We start from the raw sequence: 21,051 nt of genomic DNA, 5'->3' as shown, positions 1-21,051 counted from the left end.
GGCGTCCTCAGTGGTCGTGCGAGGCGCCGGACTTTTCGATGTCCGCCTTGATGAGGTAGCTCTGTTCGACCACGACCTGGTCGCCGGGCTTCAGGCCCGAGAGCACTTCCACCCGTTGCCCGTCACGTTGGCCCAGCTCGAGCGGACGCACCTCGAAGGTGTCGCCGACGCGGATGAACACCACGTCCCAGTCGCGGAAGGTCTGCAGCGCCGACAGCGGCACCACCAGCGCGGCCGGCTGCTGGGCGACGGTGATGCGCGCCTGCACGGCCGAACCGGGACGCCACAGGCCGTCGGCGTTGTCGAGCGTGGCGCGGGCGACGGTGCTCTGGCTGGCGGTGGCGGTGTTGGGCAGCACGCGTTCGAGCTGCGTGTCCACGCTCACGCCATCGCTCAGGCGCGTGACCCGGACCGGAACACCCGGGCGGATGTGCTGGGCGTCGGCGCCGAAGATGTGCAGGTCGACCCACAGCTTCGACAGGTCGGCGATCTCGAACAGCGGCGCGCCTTCCGCCGCGACGTCACCGACCGAGGCATTGCGCGCGAGCACGACGCCGTCGATGGGCGAGGTGACCGTGTAGGTGCTCAGGCTGAGGTTGCTTTCGATCGTCGCCAGCGCCTGGCCGGCGCGGACGCGATCGCCGAGGTTCGCGCGCAACGCGCGCACCGGGCCGGGGAAGCGCGCGGCGACCTTGGCCTGGCGTCCTTCGACCGGCGTCAGCAGGCCCTGCACCTCGTGTTCGTCGGCGATCATGCCGGCCGTGGCGGGTGCGGCCCGGATGCCCGACGTCCGCGCAGTTGCCTCCGCGATGCGCGTGCGTCCCTCGTAGCTCGGGTAACTCCAGCGCAGCGCCTTGCCTTCGATCGTGGCGAGCACTTCGACGTCGAACGAATGCGGCTCGGCGACGACGCTGGTGGCGATGAGGCTGCCATCCGGACGCGGCTTCAGGGCGTGGCGCTCGCTGGCACCGTCCAGACGCCGCAGGCGCACTTCGACGGTGCCGGTGGTGGCCGGCAGCGGTGTGTCGCCGCGGTACAGCCACGCCTGGTAGCGCGGCGGCATGCCGGCTTCGGCTATGGCCAGTTCGACGCGATAGCCGGACTGCTCCAGCACGCGACCGCCATGGGCACCCTTGCGTGCTTCCTCGGCCTGGCCGTGTTCGTCGCCGGCGTCATGTGCATGCCCGGCGTCGGCGGAACGCTCGCCGCCACAGGCGGCCAGCAGCAGCGCCAGCGCAAGTGCGGTGGTGTTGATCAAAGCATTCATGGGAGCTGGCCTTGTGCGGGGGCGGCGGCAACGACGAGCGGTTCGCCGGTGAGTCGCTGGATCTCGATCAACGCGCGCTGTGCCGACAGCGCGGCATCTAGTTGCTCGCGCCGCGCGCTGGTGGTTTCCGATTGCAGCTGGGCGATTTCCAGGTAGCTGATCGCGCCAGCGCCGAACGCGCGCTCGGCCGCGGCCTGGGCACGCGCCAGCTTGGGCAGCACGTCGTCGCGAAGGCGCAGCACTTCCAGCTGCGCGACGCGGTAGCGTCCGTGCGCTTCGACCAGGGTCGAGTACAGGGCCAGTCCCTGCGCCTCCTTTTCGACTTCGGTGACCGCCAATTCCGCCTGCGCGGCGCGGATCTGCGGTTGCGCACGGCGTCCGCTGGCCAGCGGCAGCGACAGGCCACCAATCAGCGCGACGTCGTTGTCTTCCTTGAAACCGCGCACGCCGACCTGCCATTCGAGGTCGGGCGAGGCTTGCGCGCGTGCCAGCTGCAGGCGTGCTTCGCCGATTCGGCGCTGGTCGGCGAAGCGGGCCAGTTCCGGCGTGCCTTGCAGCAGCTGCGCGAGAGCGCCGAAGTCGGCGATGTCGGGCAGGTCCAGCACGTTGGCGCCGGCAAGCTCGAAATCGGGCTCGCGCTCGCCCCACAGTGCCGCCAGGTGCTGGCGCGCGGACGCTTGTTGCTGGGCGGTGCGGCGCCGCTCGAGTTCGGCGCGCGCGAGCGCGGCCTGTGCCGTCAGCACCACCGACTCCGGCGACGCACCGGCATCCAGTCGTCGTTGCGCGGCCACGACCGTGCGCCTCCGCTGGGCGATGTCCTCGTCGGCGATTGCCAGCTGCGGGCCGGTGGCGACGACGGCGAGATAGCGCCGCGCGGTTTCCGCCAGCAGGTCCAGGCGGCTGGATTCGCGCTCGATGCCGAGCGCATCGATGCGGCTTTGCGCCAGGGCACGGCGCGCGTCGCGCTTGCCGCCGCGTTCCAGCACCGACGCCAGCGTCAGCGTCAGTTCGGCGCGATCGACGCCACTGTAGGTGTTGCTGCCCAGCACGTTCTCGAGTTCGGCGCCGGCCACGAGCGCCGGCCGTTGCGCGGCGACCTCGAGTTCGGCGGCGAGGACGTCGCCACGGGCACCGCCCAGGCGCAGTTCGGGATGGGGAGGCAGTGATGCAGTGCCGACGACGCGTGCGAACGCATCGTCCAGGGTCAAGCGCTCGCCGGCCTGTGCGGGCGGGGCCGCAGCAAGCACGACGACCAACGCGGCACGGGCCGCGAGTCGCGAATACATGGGAGAAGCTCCGAAGTAGAGGGGACGGACAGCCGGCACAGGGGCCGGGCAGGTCACGCCGCGATCGGAGGACGGAACGGAGCGGTCAGGCGCGTCGGCGCGAAGGCGACCGACAGCGTCGCCACCGGTGAGGCGGATACGGCGGTCGGAAGGTCGAACTGCATCCGTGGCAGCATCGCTGCCTGCTGGCCGCAGCAATGGGTCAGATGCCAGTGGTCGTCGTCGTGGCCGGACTGGCCGTCGTCGGGTGCCGGTGCGTGGTCCACAGCATGCTCACCGAACTCATGGCCATGCCCGTGACTGCCGGCCGCCGCATGCTCGACCAGCTCATGCACTTCCTCGGCGAATGCCAGCGCCGGCTTCAGCGTGAAGCTGACCAGCAGCAGCCCGAGCAGCAGCAAGCGCACGGCAGCGTTGAGGGCGGAGGACGCGGACATGCCGGCAAGGGTACGCGCCGACCCTGGCGATACACAATTTCGCTGGCGCGGCGGCCCGGGGCGGCAGGCATGGCAGGGCAGCGCCGCAGCGGCGACAATGCCGGCATGGATTCCAACGCCCCCCTGCTCGAGACCGTCGAGCACGAAACCGCCCCTTCGCCGACCTGGACCGTGCTGTGGCTGCACGGGCTGGGAGCCGACGGCCATGACTTCGCCCCGATCGTGCCCGAGCTGGTGCGCCGCGACTGGCCGGCCATTCGCTTCGTGTTCCCGCACGCGCCGGTGCGGGCGGTGACGATCAACAACGGCATGCGCATGCGCGCCTGGTACGACATCGTCAGCTTCGACTTCGACGCGCTGGCCGCCGGCAAGCGTGCCGACGAAGCCGGCGTGGCCGAGTCGGTGGCGCAGGTCGAAGCGCTGATCGCACGCGAAGTCGCGCGCGGGATCGCGCCCGAGCGCATCGTCCTGATCGGCTTTTCCCAGGGCGGCGCGATCGCCCTGGCCTCGGCCCTGGGGCGCGAGCAGCCCCTGGCCGGCATCGTCGGACTGTCGACTTACCTGCCGCTCGGACCACACCAAGCGGCAACGAAACTCAAGCCGGCGGCCTTGTCGCAGCCGGTGTTCATGGCCCACGGCCAGTTCGATCCGGTGGTGCCGGCGGTGGTCGGCCAGATGGGCGCGGCGACCATGAAGGACCTGGGTTTCGCGCTGGAATGGCACGACTACCCGATGGCCCACCAGGTCTGCGCCGAGGAAATCCAGGCCCTGGGCGACTGGCTGGCCAAGCGATTTGCGGCCTGAGTCGCATCCTTGTCGATCAAATCCGCCTGACCGATTGGTAGCGGGCGCTGCCGGGGGCTACCATCAGCCCGAGGCAATGCCCAACGGGTAGAGGCGCCAATGAGGATAGTGATCGCCGACGACGAACCGCTGGCGCGCGAGCGCTTGCGGGGACTATTGGCCGAGCAGCGCGGTGTCGAGGTCGTCGCCGAGGCGGCCGACGGCCAGCACGCGCTGCACGCCTGCGCCGAACACCATCCCGACCTGGTGCTGCTGGACATCGCGATGCCGGGCATCGACGGACTCGAAGCCGCGCGCCACCTGGCCGCGTTTGAACCGCGCCCGGCCGTGGTGTTCTGCACCGCTTACGACGCGCATGCGCTGTCCGCCTTCGAAGCCGAGGCAATCGACTACCTGGTCAAGCCGGTGCGCGCCGAACGCCTGGCCGCCGCGCTCGAGCGCGTGCGCACCTTCGCCGCCGGGCGCGAGCGCTCCACCACTTCCGCCGGTCCCGGCGCCGGGCAGCGCCGCAGCCACCTGTGCGCGCGACTGCGCGGCAGCCTGCGCCTGATCCCGATCGAGGACGTGCACTACCTGCAGGCCGAGGAGAAGTACGTCGTCGTGCATCACGCCCGCGGCGAGGACCTGATCGAGGAGTCGCTGAAGTCGCTCGAAGACGAGTTCGGCGAGCGCTTCGTCCGCATCCACCGCAATTGCCTGGTCGCTCGCCACGAGATCGTCGAACTGCGCCGTGCCGCCGACGGCCACGTGCAGGCGGTGCTGCGCCATGGCAAGCAGCCGCTGGAAGTCAGCCGCCGCTGCGTGGCGGGGCTGAAGGAAACGCTCAAGCACCTCTAGCGCCGGGCGCGAAGCTCCCGCAGGGGACGTGGCGGCATCGGGTTCGCGAAGTCGCCTGAAAAAAAGTCCTTCGTCCAAGTGCGGGAAGCCGGCAGATCCGGACGTCCGGCATCATCTGCGGGATGGTTGCGTCAGGCTGCGGGGTGGCGTCGTCCGCCGGGCCGGGGATTGCTCCGCCCCTTAGTCGAACATCCTGTCCGAATGCGGGGCGTGGGCCATCCATGGCCCACTGCTGCGCAATCCCCGACCCGGCGGACGACGCTCCGGTAATTCATTGCCCGGTCTACGGCTCCTGTCCGTCATTCCCGCGAAGGCGGGAATCCATGGACGTTGCTCCCACCCCGTCATCCCCGCGAAGGCGGGGACCCAGTGACGTTGCTTTCGACGTCAGAGAAAAAGCAAATGCATCCCGGCGTTCGCCGGGATGACGGTCGAAGACAGAACCAAAAAAACGGCCCCTTGCGGGGCCGTAAGGTGCATTCACACACCGAGGAGATCAGAACTTCTGCGAGTAGCGCATGTAGAAGAAGCGGCCCGGCACCTCGTACTGCGGATCGAACGAGTTGGCGAACGCACTCAGCGCGATCGGCGGGTTCTTGTCGAACAGGTTATTCATGCCGAGCGTGACCGTGGCGTTCGACGGCGAATTCCAGTAGACGCTGGCGTCGTGGTAGGTCGTGGCGCCGATGTGGTGCGTCGACTCCTTCCTCGGATCGACGCTGTCGCCGCCCGCAACACCGTCCCACACCCCGTTGTTGTTGGCGTCGGTCGGAATACCGATGTAGCGGTTGCTCTCGGTGCACAGGTAACCAAATCCGTCGGCCTCGAACTGCGGATCGCACACCTCGTCCTGCGACGAGAAGTAGCGGACATTCCAAGTGGCCCCGAAGTCGCCCTTCTGCCAGCGCGTCGCCAGATTGGAGCGGATGCGCCACTGGTTGTTCCGGTCTTTGTACTCGCCGACCCTGTTCCCGCCTTCGTCGTGGTTGATCGGCTGGCCTATCGCCGGCTGCCGCTGCTCGTCTTCGCCGTAGATGCCATCGCCATCCAGGTCGTCCTCATACTGAGCCAGGTATGTGGTGTCCCAGGCCAAGCTGAGCTTGCCAAAGCTGGTCTCCGGCAGGCGGTAGCCCAGCGTCAGGTCGTAGCCCTCCACTCGCGTGCCGCCGATGTTTACATTGGTGTCGAGCAGGGTGGAGATTTCGCCGCTGGGCTGGCGGGTGTACAGGCGGCAGGTCGGACCGACACCGCCGGAGTTCAAGCACTGCTGGATGATGTCTTCAGCGCCGATGGTCGTGATCGCGTCCTCGATCTTGATCTTCCACCAGTCAAGCGAGATATCCAGGCCCTGGACCTGATCCGGGCTGTAAACGAATCCGAACGTGGTCGACTCCGACGTTTCCGGTTTCAGCTTGGTATTGCCGCCTACGGTCGTGCGGATCTGGTTGCCATCCTGAACATAGCCTCCAGCAGGCACGCCTTGTGCCACGCAGGTCTTCTTTGCGACCGTGCTCTGCACCGGGAAGCTGGTGCTGTTGCACGGATCGCTCAGGCTCGGGAAGGAGTCCGCCTGGCCGGCGAACAGCTCATCGATCGAAGGTGCGCGGAAGCCCTGCGACCAGTTGCCGCGGACCAGCAGGTCGTCGATGGGCTTCCAGCGGAAGCCAAACTTGCTGTTAAGCGTGTCGCCAAAGTTGCTGTAGTCCGAATAGCGCGTGGCCAGCGAGAAATCCAGGAGCTTGGCGAACGGCAGGTCGGCCAGCACCGGCACCGACAGCTCGAGATAGGCTTCATCGAGATCGTAGCCACCGTTGGTGGCCCGGCGCGCGTTTCCGGTCGTGTTGCCCGAGTTGATCAGCGCGTCCGGAGAGTCGTAACCGGACTCCTCGCGATGCTCAGCACCCAGCGAGAAGCCAAACGCGCCGGCCGGCAGATCGAACAATTCGCCACCAATGTTGGCGTAGTAGCTCTTCTGGGTGTACTTGAATTCGTCGTGCGCGGTGAAGGTCGAGAACTCCAGCATCTCCGGCGTGATGCTGCCGGCGCCGCCGAGGAAGTTCAGCGGCACGCATCCCGGAATGGGCAGCGCGGCGGTGCCGCAGCGCGCAACACCCTCGGCATCGCGGAACGACGGCCCGAGTGCCTGGCCGAGTGCGGTCAGGTTGAACAGACCTTCGGTCGTGTTGTTGGCCTTGTTCTCGCCATAGAAGTAACCCGCCTCCCAGTCGAAGCTCCTCTCGCCGGCGTGCAGGACACCATCGAACGCTGCGTCCATGGCGAACGTGCGGACGTCGCGGTGGAACTGGCGCCCACCGGTCTCGTTGGTGCGGCGTTGGACGCGCGAAACGTCGGCGCCGAACGGGTTGTAGAGGTTGTCCTTGCTGATGAAGACCTGCGCCTGCTTCGCCGGGACGGTAGGCGCCGTGCCCAGCGTCACCGGCATCGCGGCCAGCAATTCCGCCGATTCGCGCTGGTTGTAGGTGACCGTGGTCTTGAAGCTGACATCGTCGGTAATGGCAACCGATGCGTTGCCGAAGACCGAGCGTCGTTCCTGCGGTGTCAGCAGGTAGTTCTCGGGCGCGAAGTTGTAGGCATCCTGGCCGACCACGTAAGGACGCGGAGCGGAACCGGCGCCGTCGTACGTGAAGGTGCCAGCACCGCCGTTGAAGTTGGTCTGGGCGCCGTTGCATGCGCCCTTGGCAGAGTTGTATCCGCCAGGGCACAGGGCGAAACGCCCGTCCGGGCTGGTGCCGCTGCCGTAGAAGTTGCCGGTGGTGTAGGTAGGCTCTTTGGATATGTAACGGTCACCGGCGAGGACCGGGTCTTCCTTCACGTAACCGAAGCCGAGCATGGCCGAGAAGCGGTCCCCGGTGCTGCCGATCGTGAAATCGTAGGACTGCTTGTTGCCGTCACCCTTGTCGAACTGGCCGAGATAGGCGTTGGCTTCGGCGCCATCGAAGTCGTGGCGCAGGATCACGTTGACGACGCCTGCGATCGCGTCAGAGCCGTAGATCGTGGATGCGCCATCCTTCAGTACTTCGATGCGCTCCACCGCTGCAGTGGGAATGGTGTTGAGGTCGACAGCCCCACCCAGGCCAGTGCCGCCGACCCAGCGCTTGCCATTCACCAGTACCAGGGTGCGGTTGGAGCCGAGGTTGCGCAGGCTGACGCGCGTCTCGCCGTTGCCGCCATTGTTGTAGGTGGAGTTGAGGGTCGAGCCGCCCGCGGTCAGGTTCTGGATGACATCGCCGATCGACGTCAGACCCTGCGAGCTGATGTCCTCCCGGCTCAGTGAGAAGATTGGCTGGGATGTTTCGATATCCGCATGCTTGATTCGCGAGCCAGTGACCTCGATCTTGTCCAGCGTCGTGGCTTCCTTGCCACTGCTTTCCTGAGCGCCGGCAAACCCGGGCGACAAGGCGATCGCGATGCCTGCCGGCAGCATGCCGACGCGCATCGCCATGCGCAGACTGATGTGATTCATATCTCTCTCCAGATAAGTGTTATTGAGGCGTTAAACGCCGCTAAACCTTATGACGGAGAGAGAAGAATCATCCTGCTGCGCTGTGTTGATGATGCGTGCGGTCAGCGGCTACGTGGCTTGCACGTGACGTTCCGCAGGTTTGCGTAGTGTGTTCAAACCGGTTCGGACTGTTCCGGTACTCGGTTGCCGTCATGCCGAAGCGGGCGCGGAAGCTTCTGGCAAAGCTGCAGTTGTTGTCGAAGCCGCTCGCCATGCCGACTTCGCTGATGGTCATCGGCGTTGATGTCAGCAATGCGGCTGCATGCTCCAGGCGAAACGAGGATGCGGCTTCCTGCGGCGTCCTGCGATACAGCTTGACGAAGACCTTGGAGAAGTACCAGGAAGAGAACTGCGTCCGCTCGGCCAGTTCGGTGATGCGGACGATGCGATGGCAGTTGCCTTCCAGGTACAGATGTGCGCGCTGCATGCGATCGAATACCTGGCGCTTTCGCGCGAGCGCGCTGCCCGGACACAGCAGCAGCGCCTCGCGCTGATCGCTCTGAAGCGACTCCAGGCGCGCAAGCATCGACCGCAATGTCGGGTCGACCCGGAGCGGGCCGTCGCATTCGCCCGCGCGGCGGGCGGCCCGACGCCACAATCGGGCGAACGCCCCGGCCTCTTGCGCAGACATTCGTCCGCGGCCGACGTGCAGGCCGAAGTCGGAGAAGTGCGCCATGGCCTTGATGGCCTCTTCGCTCACCGTCAGGCCGATGCAGATGCCCTGTTGACCCGCTTGCAGGACAGGCATCGAGTCCTTCGACAGGATCATCCAGTCGCCGGCGAGAAGGCGGAATCTCCCTTCTTTCGATTCAAGCCAGGATGCGCCTCGAACCTGTTGCCAGATGGTCATCTCCTGGCATTGGAACTCGATGCTGCCCATGCGCGATGCGCCAAAGAACCTCGCGCACTCGCGCTTGGCGCCACCCAGCTGCAGCAGTTGCTCACGATCCGCCCAGTTCTTTCGTTGCATGTATCCGACCGGTGTACGACACAGTTCGTAAACTGCCGCGGCTCATGGAGGAAGTACATAAGACAAGTCCCATGTTCGGTGGCTGTGGTCGAACCCCGCCGGTGGTCCAGTTCAAGGCAGACCGCTGCGCGGCTGGGCTAAACTCCGGCGTCTGGCCGCTCGTTGGCATCCCGTCATTCATTGAGAGAATTCAGATGATTCTTGGCCTGCGAACCACGATCTACCCGACCCCCGACCTGGCCGCTGCAAAGCTCTGGTACGCGCAGGTCCTTGGCCAGCAACCCTACTTCGACGAGCCGTTCTACGTTGGCTTCAACGTCGGAGGTTTTGAGCTTGGCCTGATCCCCGATGGTGAACCCGGCGTTGCCGGCCCGCAGGCCCTTTGGGGCGTGGCGGACGCATCGCAGGAACACGCCAGGCTGATCGAGCTCGGCGCCACGTCGATCGACCCGGTCACGGACGTCGGTGGCGGCATCAAGGTCGGTGCGGTAGCAGATCCGTTCGGCAACCGCTTCGGCATCATCGAAAATCCCCACTTCGATGCGGCCAGCGTCAGATGACGCGGCCTGGCAAATGATCCAGGCCGGAGTCGCTTTGCGGCCCGGCACGATTCATTCCTTCGGCGCCACCGGCCCCGTTTCCCGGCGATAATGGCGCCATGACCACGCTCCGCATCGCCACCCGCAAAAGCCCGCTTGCCCTGTGGCAGAGCGAGCACGTCGCCGACCGCCTCCGCGCCGCCCACCCGGGCCTGGCCGTGACCCTGGTGCCAATGAGCACGCGCGGCGACGAAGTGCTGGACCGTTCGCTGGCGGCAATCGGTGGCAAGGGACTGTTCCTGAAGGAACTGGAGCTGGCGATGCTGCGTGGCGAGGCCGACTGCGCCGTGCATTCGCTCAAGGACGTGCCGATGGAGCTGGAACCGGGCTTCGCCCTTCCGGCGATCCTGGCTCGCGCCGACTACGCCGATGCCTTCGTCAGCAACCACTTCGCCGACATCGCCGCGCTGCCGCAGGGCGCGCGCGTGGGCACGTCATCGCTGCGGCGCCAGGCGCAACTGCGCGCGCTGCGGCCCGACCTGCAGTTGCTCGACCTGCGCGGCAACGTCAATACGCGCCTGTCCAAACTCGACAACGGCGAGTACGACGCGATCGTGCTGGCCTGCGCAGGCCTGGAGCGATTGGGCTTCGACGACCGCATCCGCTCGCGCCTGCAGGCACCGCAATGGTTGCCGGCACCGGCACAGGGCGCGGTGGCGATCGAGTGCCGCGACGATGACGTCGCCACGCGCGAGTTGTGCGCGCTGCTCGACGACAGCGGCACGCGCGCGTGCGCCGAGGCAGAGCGGGCGATGAACCGCGCCCTGCATGGCAGCTGCCATGTGCCGGTGGCGGCCTATGCGCAGCTGGATGGCGAGCATCTCTACTTGGCCGGCCTGGTCGGTTCGGCCGCCGACGGCCGCGTCGTGCGCGCGCAAGCGCAAGGTCGTGGAGATGCTCCGGAATGCCTCGGACTGGAAGTCGCGCAGATGCTGCTGGCGCAGGGTGCCGGCGACTTCATCGCGGCAAGCTGAGGCCTCAGAACCGGCGTCGCAACTCCAGCTTGCTCTCGGCGGTCTCACTGCCACCGCCGTTCTGCGTGTCGTGGCGGATCGCGAAGTCGCTCTCAAGCGACCAGTTCGGCCACAGCGCCACATCCAGGCTCAGCGACTGCTTGACGAAGGCCTCACCGCGTCCGCTCTCGAACTGCACGCGCTGCGTCCACACCGCGCGTTCGCCGATCTTCTGTCCGAAGTTCAGCTCGCCACGCAGCACCGGACCGGCCTGGTTGATGCCGTCGTCGTACAGCGGCGCCAGCCGGTAACCGGCACCGAGGGTCAGGCCAAGCTGCGTCGGGCCATCGCGCATCGCCTGCACGCCATAACGCGTGCCGATGCGGAAATCATTGGAGTAGTTGCTGCGGCTTTCGCGCGGCGTCGCCGGCGCACTGAGCTGCGCGTAGCGCTGGCTGCCGGGAAGTCGGACCGACTTCGCGCGAGCGGCCGTGGCGGGAACGGTCGGGGTCGACGACGACGTCGCCACCTGCCACTCCTCGTCGCCACATCGCGTGGAAAAACAGTACAGCCGCATCTGCGCCGGATCGCTCGCAATGGCGATCAGCGTCGGGTCGCCATTCAAGGCTGGCGAGGGCAGGGTGAGGATGGAGCCGCCCAGCAGGGCGAGTCCGAGCACACCAAGCATGGTCGGTCGCGGCAGTGGTGGAGGGACCGAATGATGCAGTGAAACCGGTTACAGGTCCACCCTGAACCTCGCAAACTGCTGAATTCGTTCAGTAATAGAGCGTGACCATGTGCCGGGCCTGGGCAAAGAACAGCCAGCGTTCGACGAAGGCGCCGAGCAGCACGGACAGCGCCGCCAGCGGCATCGCCACCGCGGCGGCAGCGGGGAATGCCCACACCAGCACTGCCGCGATGACCGGCACCAGGCCGAACAGGATCAGCGCGATGGTGCGCAGCTTGTGCGCATGCTTGCGCGCCACGACGAAGCCCATCTCGCGCGTCAGGTAGTTCTGCTCGCTGTGCGGCCGCTCGAACACGCTGACATCGCGCCCGGGCAACCCGACCGCATCGCCGCGCGTTGCGGGCAGCGCCAGGACGTCGATGTCACGCCAGTAGCGGATCTTGATTGCCACCAGGACCAGGCTGACCAGCCCCAACGCCAACGCCAATCCACCGAGAAGTTGTTCAACGGGCGCCTGCGGGATCGCCGGCCACTTCATCAGCGCGATCGCCGCGGTCACTATCGCCAGTCCGCCCTGCAGGGCGAAACCCAGATATGCCGGCATCACCAGGCCATGCCGCCAGGCCGGGATGGGCACGAGCGAGGCATAGATCATCGCCGTGCAGGCCACCGTCAGGGCGGCCAGCACTGCGGCGGCGATGCCAAGTGCCGGTGCTACCGTTGCAAGGATATTCCGGCTTGCCTGGTCGCCGAGCATCACCGCAAGCGCCAACGCAAGTAATGCCACCGTCGGCACGTACGTCGCAAGTGCAAGCACGCCCTCGCGCGACAGCCAGGACGTTCGCCACTGCGAGAATGCCCGCCATGCACGCATCGGCTTGCCGAGGTGGAACGTCGAGCTGAGCAGGCCGATGGTGACCATGGCCATTGCCAGCACCAGCAATACAGCCGCCAACGCTGCCAGCAGCACCAGCTGCTTTGCCCCGAGTTCGCCACCGTCGACCAGGCGACCCAGCGGCGCACCCGTCAGCAACACGCCGATCAGCGCGAGCACGCCATAGCCGGCGCCGGACAGCGTGGTGAAGAAGATGACGGAAAAGGCAGGATGCATGTTCAGTTCGCTTCAGGCGGCCATCAGCGCGACAGCACGCGGTCGACCCAGCGCAGCAGTGGCGAAAGCGCCGCCGTGTCGAGCTTTTCGGCCGGGGCCTCCGCCGCAGCCGGCTGCGATTCACTGGCACGACGCGGCCGCGGCGGCAGGTACTTGTTGACCGGCTGGTAGCCCAGCTGCGGCAGCAGGTCCAGGCCGCCGCGCTCTGCCACCAGCTTCGACACCTTCGACTCCGGATCGCCGAGGTCGCCGAAATGGCGGGCGCGGGTCGGGCAGGCCTGCACGCAGGCCGGCTGGCGCTCGGCCTCTTCGAGGTTCTCGTTGTAGATCCGATCGATGCACAGTGTGCATTTCTTCATCACGCCTTCGACCGGGCTGTACTCGCGCGCACCGTACGGGCACGCCCACGAACACAACTTGCAGCCGATGCACTTGTCCTCGTCGACCAGGACGATGCCATCCTCGGCGCGCTTGAAGCTGGCGCCGGTGGGGCAAACCGTCACGCAGGCCGGCTGCTCGCAATGCAGGCACGAACGCGGGAAGTGCAATGTCATCGCCGGCAACGGCGCGGCGCTGCCGCAGGAACCGGGCTCGGTCGCCGCCACTTCATAGCTGTGCACGCGATTGAACCAGACCCCGGTCGGGTCCTTGCCGTAGGGCTGCTCGTCGGTCAGCGGCGCGGCGAAGCCGCCGGCGTTCCATTCCTTGCAGCTCACCGCGCAGGCGTGGCAGCCGACGCAGGTGTCGAGGTCGATCACCAGGCCCATCTTCTTCTTCGACGGCGGTGGCAGACCGGTCATCGCTGGTTGTCCTTGAGCAGCAACCACACGCCGACGGCGAACAGCGCGATCGAGAACGTCGTGCTCGGCAGCAGCCCCATCAACGTTGGCACCAGCGAAGTCGATCCGGTCGGGGCAATGAACGGCAATTCAAACGCGCCAAAGCCAAGCAGGACCACCAGCGCGAAGCTGAGCAGGATGCAGGCCCAGCCGGCGATCAGGCGCAACGCTTTCATCGGAGCCTGTGATTTCATTCGGAGCGTTTCCTGCGGAACTGGGCGCCGTAGCGCAGCGGTCTGTCGTCGGCCTGGCCGAGTTCGAGCGGCGCGAACTGCGGTTCGCTCATGCTCACGCCGGTGTCGGCCGCCTTGGTGATGCGCACGCGCAGGTCGAACCAGGCTGCCTGCCCGGTCACCGGGTCGGCATTGGCGTAGTCGCCGCGCGGGGTGATGTCGGAAATCAGGTGGTTGAGCAGGAAGCCCTTCTGGCCTTCCGGCGCGTCCTTGCCCAGGCGCCAGGCACCGCGGCGCTTGCCGATCGCGTTCCAGGTCCAGACCGTGTCGGGCTGGACGTTGGCGGCGAACTTGGCCTGCACGGTGATCGTGCCGTTGTGCGAGGTCACGTCGATCCAGTCCTCGTCGCCGATGCCATGGCGCGCGCCGGTTTCCGGATGCATGTACATCCAGTTGCGCGCGGCGATCTGGCGCAGCCAGGCGTTCTGCGAACCCCAGGCGTGGTACATGAACATCGGCCGCTGGGTGACCGCGCTGAGCGGAAACGCGTCGCGTGAAGTCTGCGCGCCTTCGAAAGGCTCGAACCACATCGGCAACGGATCAAAGTACGTGGCCACCCGCTCGCGATGCTCATCAGGCGGCTGCGAGGGTCCATGCCCCTGCGCCGCCAGACGGAACTTCTGCAGCGTCTCCGAATACAGCTGCAACACGATCGGCTCGGCATGGCCGAGGAAACCCATGCGCTGCGCCCAGTCCAGGTAACCGCGGTTGGCCATCTTGAAGTAGCGCGCGTCTTCGGGAACCTCGCTGCGCCAGAAGCCGCCGTTGTCGATGTAGCGCTGCAACTGGTCCGGGTTCGGCGGTCCCTTGGCTTCCAGTTCGCCATCGGCGCCACGCCAGCCGGCGAGCAGGCCGACGCCCGGCGCCCGCTCGTGGCGGGTGATGTAGTCGGCGTAATCGCGGTACTTCGCCGAACCGTCTTCGTTGACCAGGCCGGGCAGGCCGATGCGCGCACCCAGATCGATCAGCACCGACTGGAACCCGCGCACGTCGCGCCCGGGACTCTGCTCGGCGGCATCGAGGACCGGATGGCGGATCGCGTCGGCGGCGCCGTCGGCATCGGAAATCGGCCGGTCGAGCAGGCTGATCGCGTCGAAGCGCTCCAGGTAGGTCGTGTCGGGCAGCACCAGGTCGGCGTAGGCGACCATCTCCGATGCGTAGGCATCGGCATAGATGATTCGCGGGATGCGGTACTCGCCCGACTCGTCCTTGTCGGTGAGCCACTGCATCGTCTGCGCGGTGTTCATCGCCGAGTTCCAGCTCATGTTGGCCATGAACATCATCAGCGTGTCGATCTTGTACGGGTCACCCGCCCAGGCGTTGCGGATGACGGTGTGCATCATGCCGTGCGCGGACAGCGGGTAGGCCCAGGAGAACGCATGGTCGATGCGGCGCGGTTGCCCGTCGGCATCGACGACCAGGTCTTCGGGCGAGTGCACGAAACCCAGCGGTGCCGCATCGAGCACGCCATTGTCCTGGCGGCGCTTGCCGGGCCGGTTCGGCGGCGGTATCGGCTTGGGAAACGGCGGCTGGTAGCGGAACGAGCCCGGCGTATCGATCGCGCCGAGCAGCAGCTGCAGCAGGTGCAGCGCGCGGCAGGTGTGGAATCCATTGCTGTGCGCGCTGATGCCACGCATGGCGTGCATCGCCACCGGCCTGCCGCGCATGGTCTTGTGCTCGCGGCCCCAGGCATCGGTCCAGGCGATCGGCAGCTCGATGGCGTGATCGAACGCCGCTTCGGCCAGTTCGCGGGCGATGCGGCGGATGGTGTCGGCGGGAATGCCGCAACGTTCGCTGACCGCGTCCGGCGAGTACTGCGGGTCGAGGTAACGCTCGGCGACCAGATGGAAGACCGGAACGGCACGACGTCCGTCGGCAAGGACAAACTCACCGACCACGGCAGGCGACACGTCGATATCGTTGGCATTCGCTTCGGCGCCGGCCTGGCGATCCCAGCACAGCGCATCGCCCCCGCCATTGCGCGCGAACAGCCCGTCGTCTGCGCCACCGGGATTGCGAACCACCAGCCAATGCGCATTGGTGTAGCGCACCAGGTAATCGAGGTCGATGCGATCGGCCTTGAGCAGTTCGTGGGCGAGGGCGAATGCAAACAACCCATCGGTGCCCGGGCGGATGCCGATCCACTCGTCGGCAATGGCGCCGTAACCCGAACGCACCGGATTGACCGCGACGATCTTGGCGCCACGCCCCTTGAGCTGACCCAGTCCCAGCTTGATCGGATTGGAGTCGTGGTCTTCGGCCACGCCCCACATCATCAGATAGCGCGTGTGCTCCCAGTCGGGTTCGCCGAACTCCCAGAAGCTGCCACCGAGCGTGTACAGACCGCCGGCGGCCATGTTGACCGAGCAGAATCCGCCGTGCGCGGCGTAGTTGACCGTGCCGAACTGCTGCGCCCACCAGCCGGTCAGCGCCTGCGACTGGTCGCGGCCGGTAAAGAACGCCAGCTCGTCGGGATTGCGCGCGCGGATCGGCGCCAGCCACGAGCTGGCGATGTCCAGCGCCTCCTCCCACTCGATCTCGCGGAACTCGCCGCTGCCGCGCTCGCCCACGCGCAGCAGCGGCTTGTCCAGCCGCGCCGGCGAGTAGTGCTGCATGATCCCGGCCGAGCCCTTCGCGCACAGCACGCCGCGGTTGACCGGATGCTCCGGGTTGCCCTGGATGTAGCGGATCTGTCCGTCGCGCAGCCAAACCTTGATGCCGCAACGGCACGCGCACATGTAGCACGTGGTGGTCCTGACCTCGTCGGCGGTCCGGGGTGACAGATCGATGGCTGGCTCAACGGGCGCGCGCATCCGGGCATTGTGCCTGCGACGCCGCAGGCAAAGCGACCGTTCATGGCAGGTGGCCGGGCATCACCTGATCACGGGCGGCACAGCCGCTTCTCGAATTCGAGTTGTTGTTGCAATGCCGCACTGTCACCGGCGGCGGCGAGTTCGCCAATGTTCCTGCGGTTCTCGCGGCACGGCGCACCCGCATCCTCCGCGCCGAACAGCTTGCCGACACTGGCGACCACCCCGGCAACGCCGGTCGGCGGTGGCTTCATCCGGAAGCGACCTGCGCCAGAGCCGGGCAGCGCGGCGACGCGATCGGCCAATGGATCGGCGACCTGGACGGGAACCGCACCGAGCTGATCGCGTGCCTGCATCAGGTAGACGGCGGACATCGGGCGGGACGACTGCGGCGTTTCTTTGGTGACGATCGCGGACGCCTTCGCGGACAGGGAAGGCGTGCGGTGCGCTTTCGCCGGGCTGTCGACCCGTTCGGGACGGGCGAACGGCTCCACGGCATTTGCCGGCGCCTCGTGCCGTGGCACCCAGACGATCTGCAGCGGTTTGTCGACGGGCGGGGGCAGCACCGGGCGCATCGCCCGCGACAGCCCCCAGACCAGGGCCGCATGCACCACTACCGTAATGATCAATGCCAGCGCGGCTTCCAGCCGCCTTACCCCGGTCGAATCCATTCGGCCCCCTGTCGCTCCGGCGGCAGTATGGTCAGCAGGCGGTTAAGCAACGGTTATCGAGGTAAACCGGCGCCCGCACCCGCCAGCGGCCGATGGCGAGGTGGCGCCGACCTTGACGGCAGGCCCGGTTGTCGCGGTCCGTGCTGGCGGCGGATGCGCCGGCAGTGCGATCCTTGCACCTGTTTCCCTGCCGCCAAGCCAATGGAACGCATCGAACGCATCCACTCCCTGCACCGAATCCTCAGCGCTTCGCGCTACCCGGTCACGGTGCAGCGTCTGCAGGAGGACCTGGAGTGTTCGCGTGCCACGGTCTACCGCGACCTGGCCTACCTGCGCGATTACCTGATGGCGCCGGTGGTCGGCAACGGCGAAGCCGGTTTCCGCTACGACCACAGCGAAGGCGAGCGGTTCGAACTGCCGGGCCTGTGGCTCAGCTCGGAAGAGCTGCATTCGCTGCTGGCCGCGCAGCAACTGCTGGTGCGCAGCGGTGGCGGCGTGCTGTCCAATGCGCTGGCGCCGTTGCAGCACCGCATCGAGAAGCTGCTCGACGAGCATGCCGGCGGCCGTCGCGTCCCGGTCGAGCGCGTGCGCGTGATTCCGCACCGCACCCGCAAGCTCGATGAAACCTCGTTCCGGATCGTCGCCACCGCGGTGCTCGATCGCAAGCAGCTGAGCTTCGAATATCGCGCACGTTCCACCGACGAGCAGACCCGCCGGCTGGTGTCGCCGCAGCGCCTGACCCATTACCGCGAGAACTGGTACCTCGACGCCTGGGACCACAACCGCGAAGCGCTGCGCAGCTTTGCCGTCGACCGCATCAGCGCGGCCAAGCTTGGCGAGCAGCCGGCCCAGGACGTCGCCGACGAGCAGCTCGACAGCCACTTGGCCTCCAGCTACGGCATCTTCTCCGGCACGCCCAAGGGCTGGGCCACGATCCTCTTCAGCCCCAAGGCCGCGCGCTGGGTGGCCGACGAGCATTGGCACTCGCAGCAGCAGGGCCGCTACCTGCCCGATGGCCGCTACGAACTCAAGGTGCCTTACAGCGCCGGTCGCGAGCTGCTGATGGACGTGATGCACTACGGCAGCGACGCCGAGATCGTCGAACCGCCGGTGCTGCGCGAGCAGGCACGGGCGCTGCTGCAGCTGGCGCTGTCGAACTACGACCGCTGAAGCCCGTCGTTCCCGCGTAGGCGGGAACCCATGGGCGTAGCTCGCATTCCCGCAATAGCCCTCCACCCGTCATCCCCGCGCAGGCGGGGACCCAGCGTCGTTGATTCGGCGTCACGCGTTCAACGTCCATGGATTCCAGCCTTCGCGGGAATGACGAGCAAAGTCGCTGGGTTCCCGCCTGCGCGGGAATGACGGGTAACTGTCGCAGCCCCTGAGACCCCGCCCCAGCACGCTCGCTCCATCCACCCAGGAGCCAGCGCCATGAACCGTCAAGACCGCATCCCTGCAGACTCGACCCGCCAGGACGTCGAGGCCATCGGCCCCGGCCTGGACGACCTGCTCCGCCATGCCGTCGCCATCGGCGCGGTGCTGGTGCTGCTGCTCCCGGCCGCGCGCGGTTTCAGCGACACACTCGGCTGGATGCCGCTGTGGCTGCTGGCGATGCCGCTGTGCGCCTGGTGGGCGCTGCACCGCTTCCGCCTGCCGGCCAACGAAGCGGGCGTCGATGTGCAGCCGCGGCTGCGTCGCCGCAGCGGCGAGCAGGCCCGCCGCCGGCGCACGGCCAGCCCGCGCCGGAAGCACTCGCAGGCCGCCTGAGTCCGTTGGCTTTCGGCACGGTGCCCGCCGCGGGCCCTGTGCTAGCGTTTGGCCTGATTGGTTGCGGCGCCACCGGCGCCGGCGCCACGCCAACCCGCCAAACACGGACCGCCCATGCCGACGCTGACGCAGGCCTGCCACACCTTGTTGATCACCGCAGGACTTGCCGCCTCGTCGGCCGTGGGCGCCGCCCCCAAGGAATCCCCCAACGTGTCCGATGACCCCTATGCCTGGCTCGAGGATGTCCAGGGCGAGCGCGCGCTGACCTGGGTCAAGCAGCACAACGCCCAGTCCGAGGCCGAGCTGACGACCACGCCGCAGTTCAAGCAGCTCGAGTCCGACATCCGCGCGATCCTCGACTCCGACGCCAAGATCCCGGGCGTGGAGAAGATCGGCGACCACTACTACAACTTCTGGAAGGACAAGCAGCATGAGCGCGGCCTGTGGCGCCGCACCACGCTGGCCGAATACCGCAAGGACAAGCCGACGTGGGAAACCATCATCGACCTCGACGCGCTGAACAAGGCCGAGGGCGAGAACTGGGTCTGGCACGGGGCGGACTGCCTCAAGCCCCAGCTCCAGGGCGAGATGCCCACGCGTTGCCTGATCGCGCTGTCGCGCGGCGGTGCCGATGCAGACGTCACCCGCGAGTTCGACCTGGCGACGAAGACCTGGGTCGAAGGCGGCTTCTTCCGTCCCGAGGCCAAGGGCGGCCTGCAGTGGATCGACCGCGACACGGTGTATGTCTTCACCGATTTCGGAGCCGGCTCCATGACCAGCTCCGGATACCCGCGCATCGTTAAGGAATGGAAGCGCGGCACGCCGCTGGACCAGGCGCGCGTGGTCTACGAGGGAGAGGCGACCGACCTGTACATCGCCGCCAACCACGACCACACCCCGGGTTTCCCGCGTGACTTCGTCAGCCGCACGCTGGCCTTCTACAACGACGAGCTCTACCTGCGCGATGCCGACGGCAAGCTGCGCAAGGTCGACGCACCGAACTCGGCAAACAAGTCGGTTCATCGTGAGTGGCTGCTGCTGGAACTGCGTGATCCGTACAGCGCAGGCGGCCAGACCTGGGCCGCGGGCAGCCTGATCGCCACGCGCTTCGACGATTTCATGGCCGGCAAGCGCGACTTCACCGTGCTGTTCGCGCCGAGCGACAGCACCTCGCTCGCCGGCTTCAGCTGGACCCGCCACCACCTCGTGCTCAACGTCCTCGACGACGTCAAGAACCGCCTCAGCGTGCTCACGCCCGGCGACAAGGCCTGGGAGCACAGCGAGTTCACCGGCGCGCCGGGCTTCGGCACGCTCGCCGTGTCGGCGGTCGACGAGGACGACAGCGATGCGGTCTGGCTGACCGCCACCGACTACCTCACCCCGACCACGCTGTCGCTGGCGCAGGTGGGCGAGCGTCCGGAAGTGCTCAAGACCATGCCGGTGTTCTTCGACGGCGCCAATAACCTGATCGAGCAGCACTTCGCCACGTCGAAGGACGGCACCCGCGTCCCGTACTTCCTGGTGCGGCCGAAGAACCTCAAGCTCGACGGCAAGGCGCCGACCCTGCTGTACGGCTACGGCGGCTTCGAGATCTCGCTGACCCCGGCCTACTCCGGCAGTGTCGGCAAGGGCTGGCTGGAGAAGGGCGGCGTATACGCCGTGGCCAACATCCGCGGCGGCGGCGAGTACGGTCCGCGCTGGCACCAGGCCGCGCTCAAGGCCAACCGCCACAAGGCCTACGAGGACTTCGCCGCGGTCGCCCAGGACCTGGTCGCGCGCAAGATCACCTCCAGGGAGCACCTGGGGGTCCAGGGCGGCAGCAACGGCGGCCTGCTCACCGGCAACATGCTGACCCAGTACCCGGAGCTGTTCGGCGCGGTCGTGGTGCAGGTGCCGCTGCTCGACATGAAGCGCTACAGCCACCTGCTGGCCGGCGCGTCGTGGATGGCCGAGTACGGCGATCCGGACACCGCCGACTGGGACTACATCCGCACCTTCTCGCCGTACCACCTGTTCGACGCAAAACGCGAGTACCCGCCGGTGATCTTCATGACCTCCACGCGCGACGACCGCGTCCATCCGGGCCACGCCCGCAAGATGGCGGCGAAGATGCTGGAGGCGAAGAAGGACGTGCGCTACTACGAGAACATCGAGGGCGGCCACGGCGGTTCGGCCAACAATGCCCAGGCAGCGCACATGAGCGCCCTGGCATTCACGTTCCTGTGGAATGAATTGAGCCAGCAGTAGCCGACCCAT

At 67.2% G+C, this 21,051-nt stretch carries 18 protein-coding genes; 7 read left to right on the top strand and 11 right to left on the bottom strand.

Annotated features, from left to right (window positions below; genetic code table 11):
• Nucleotides 1-7: 7 nt before the first annotated feature.
• The 3 genes from AC3A3Q_RS03900 to AC3A3Q_RS03890 are packed head-to-tail and all read right to left on the bottom strand — an operon-like array spanning nucleotide 8 to nucleotide 2,990.
• Nucleotides 8-1,267 carry an efflux RND transporter periplasmic adaptor subunit gene (locus AC3A3Q_RS03900; RefSeq protein ID WP_487584986.1) on the bottom strand — a complete coding sequence of 420 codons (1,260 nt, stop codon included), beginning with the start codon at nucleotides 1,265-1,267 and terminating at the stop codon, nucleotides 8-10.
• Nucleotides 1,264-2,553, bottom strand: a complete 1,290-nt coding sequence (locus AC3A3Q_RS03895) for a TolC family protein (protein ID WP_487584985.1) — start codon at nucleotides 2,551-2,553, stop codon at nucleotides 1,264-1,266. Before AC3A3Q_RS03895 ends, AC3A3Q_RS03900 begins: the two co-directional genes overlap by 4 nt.
• A gap of 53 nt (nucleotides 2,554-2,606) precedes the next feature.
• Nucleotides 2,607-2,990 (bottom strand): hypothetical protein, encoded by a 384-nt coding sequence (locus AC3A3Q_RS03890; protein ID WP_487584984.1) that lies wholly within the window; start codon nucleotides 2,988-2,990, stop codon nucleotides 2,607-2,609.
• Between the two features lie 105 nt (nucleotides 2,991-3,095).
• Between AC3A3Q_RS03890 and AC3A3Q_RS03885 the strand changes: the two genes are divergently transcribed.
• Both AC3A3Q_RS03885 and AC3A3Q_RS03880 read left to right on the top strand, forming a co-directional pair.
• A complete protein-coding gene (locus AC3A3Q_RS03885) occupies nucleotides 3,096-3,794 on the top strand; it encodes an alpha/beta hydrolase (RefSeq protein WP_487584983.1) in 699 nt (232 codons plus the stop codon).
• A gap of 99 nt (nucleotides 3,795-3,893) precedes the next feature.
• Nucleotides 3,894-4,631, top strand: coding sequence for a LytR/AlgR family response regulator transcription factor (locus AC3A3Q_RS03880; RefSeq protein ID WP_487584982.1), 738 nt, complete (start codon nucleotides 3,894-3,896; stop codon nucleotides 4,629-4,631).
• A gap of 496 nt (nucleotides 4,632-5,127) precedes the next feature.
• Here the strand turns inward: AC3A3Q_RS03880 and AC3A3Q_RS03875 are convergent, their stop codons facing one another.
• Together AC3A3Q_RS03875 and AC3A3Q_RS03870 are read right to left on the bottom strand one after the other, a co-directional pair.
• Nucleotides 5,128-8,094 carry a TonB-dependent receptor domain-containing protein gene (locus AC3A3Q_RS03875; RefSeq protein WP_487585489.1) on the bottom strand — a complete coding sequence of 989 codons (2,967 nt, stop codon included), beginning with the start codon at nucleotides 8,092-8,094 and terminating at the stop codon, nucleotides 5,128-5,130.
• An 88-nt stretch (nucleotides 8,095-8,182) separates the two neighbouring features.
• The gene (locus tag AC3A3Q_RS03870; RefSeq protein WP_487584981.1) at nucleotides 8,183-9,124 is read right to left on the bottom strand and encodes a helix-turn-helix transcriptional regulator; all 942 of its coding nucleotides are present in this window, start codon (nucleotides 9,122-9,124) and stop codon (nucleotides 8,183-8,185) included.
• A gap of 101 nt (nucleotides 9,125-9,225) precedes the next feature.
• Here AC3A3Q_RS03870 and AC3A3Q_RS03865 point away from each other — a divergent pair, with 101 nt between their 5' ends.
• Nucleotides 9,226-9,684 (top strand): VOC family protein, encoded by a 459-nt coding sequence (locus AC3A3Q_RS03865; RefSeq protein ID WP_487584980.1) that lies wholly within the window; start codon nucleotides 9,226-9,228, stop codon nucleotides 9,682-9,684.
• 98 nt (nucleotides 9,685-9,782) lie between these two features.
• Complete coding sequence (gene hemC / locus AC3A3Q_RS03860; protein ID WP_487584979.1) at nucleotides 9,783-10,697, top strand: hydroxymethylbilane synthase; 915 nt, start codon at nucleotides 9,783-9,785, stop codon at nucleotides 10,695-10,697.
• Nucleotides 10,698-10,701: 4 nt separating this feature from the next.
• On the opposite strand, the gene AC3A3Q_RS03855 is transcribed toward hemC, so the two are convergent.
• From AC3A3Q_RS03855 to AC3A3Q_RS03830, 6 genes are all read right to left on the bottom strand, one after another.
• Nucleotides 10,702-11,355 carry a DUF481 domain-containing protein gene (locus AC3A3Q_RS03855; protein ID WP_487584978.1) on the bottom strand — a complete coding sequence of 218 codons (654 nt, stop codon included), beginning with the start codon at nucleotides 11,353-11,355 and terminating at the stop codon, nucleotides 10,702-10,704.
• 97 nt (nucleotides 11,356-11,452) lie between these two features.
• On the bottom strand, nucleotides 11,453-12,475 hold the full coding sequence (locus AC3A3Q_RS03850) for a dimethyl sulfoxide reductase anchor subunit family protein (RefSeq protein WP_487584977.1): 1,023 nt from the start codon (nucleotides 12,473-12,475) through the stop codon (nucleotides 11,453-11,455).
• Nucleotides 12,476-12,498: 23 nt separating this feature from the next.
• Complete coding sequence (locus AC3A3Q_RS03845) at nucleotides 12,499-13,275, bottom strand: 4Fe-4S dicluster domain-containing protein (protein WP_487584976.1); 777 nt, start codon at nucleotides 13,273-13,275, stop codon at nucleotides 12,499-12,501.
• Nucleotides 13,272-13,508, bottom strand: coding sequence for a hypothetical protein (locus AC3A3Q_RS03840; RefSeq protein WP_487584975.1), 237 nt, complete (start codon nucleotides 13,506-13,508; stop codon nucleotides 13,272-13,274). Before AC3A3Q_RS03840 ends, AC3A3Q_RS03845 begins: the two co-directional genes overlap by 4 nt.
• Entirely contained in the window at nucleotides 13,505-16,360 is a 2,856-nt protein-coding gene (locus AC3A3Q_RS03835) for a molybdopterin oxidoreductase family protein (protein WP_487584974.1), read from the bottom strand. The genes AC3A3Q_RS03840 and AC3A3Q_RS03835 overlap by 4 nt, the downstream gene beginning before the upstream one ends.
• 68 nt (nucleotides 16,361-16,428) lie before the next feature.
• Complete coding sequence (locus AC3A3Q_RS03830; RefSeq protein WP_487584973.1) at nucleotides 16,429-17,028, bottom strand: hypothetical protein; 600 nt, start codon at nucleotides 17,026-17,028, stop codon at nucleotides 16,429-16,431.
• Between the two features lie 201 nt (nucleotides 17,029-17,229).
• On the opposite strand from AC3A3Q_RS03830, the gene AC3A3Q_RS03825 reads away from it, so the two are divergent.
• The 3 genes from AC3A3Q_RS03825 to AC3A3Q_RS03815 all read left to right on the top strand — a co-directional run bounded on the left by AC3A3Q_RS03825 (nucleotide 17,230) and on the right by AC3A3Q_RS03815 (nucleotide 21,042).
• Nucleotides 17,230-18,198, top strand: coding sequence for a helix-turn-helix transcriptional regulator (locus AC3A3Q_RS03825; protein WP_487584972.1), 969 nt, complete (start codon nucleotides 17,230-17,232; stop codon nucleotides 18,196-18,198).
• Between the two features lie 261 nt (nucleotides 18,199-18,459).
• The gene (locus tag AC3A3Q_RS03820; protein WP_487584971.1) at nucleotides 18,460-18,795 is read left to right on the top strand and encodes a hypothetical protein; all 336 of its coding nucleotides are present in this window, start codon (nucleotides 18,460-18,462) and stop codon (nucleotides 18,793-18,795) included.
• 114 nt (nucleotides 18,796-18,909) lie between these two features.
• On the top strand, nucleotides 18,910-21,042 hold the full coding sequence (locus tag AC3A3Q_RS03815) for a prolyl oligopeptidase family serine peptidase (protein ID WP_487584970.1): 2,133 nt from the start codon (nucleotides 18,910-18,912) through the stop codon (nucleotides 21,040-21,042).
• The last annotated feature ends 9 nt before the right edge of the window (nucleotides 21,043-21,051 follow it).

This window comes from Lysobacter sp. Soil_C_59 (assembly GCF_057656415.1).
This window is presented reverse-complemented; position numbering and strand designations above follow the sequence as displayed.